The following is a 278-nucleotide window of genomic DNA, read 5'->3' on the forward strand; positions in this document are numbered from 1 at the left end:
ATTAGTCCAATCGAATAAACCAATAGCTTTGAACTGTGGTTCTTTTGGAGGAACAAATGGCGATGCCAATAATAATTTAGATTTAGGATTTGACCAAATTGTTCCAATAGAAAATATTAGGAATAAAGATACTGACGAAACAAAGTATATTTTTGTGAGAGGTTACGGAATAGACCTCACAGAAAGACCTTTACTTGTAGCTCATGAAGACAATACCGAGGTATTTATTAACGAGATAAGTACAACAACACTAAATGCAGGGCAATATTTAGCCATAG

General features: G+C 33.8%; 1 protein-coding gene. It reads left to right on the plus strand.

Annotated features, from left to right (window positions below; genetic code table 11):
- On the plus strand, positions 1-278 hold a 278-nt coding region (locus EKL98_RS17780), incomplete at both ends, for an IgGFc-binding protein (protein ID WP_199740759.1).

The organism is Flavobacterium bomense (assembly GCF_003970355.1).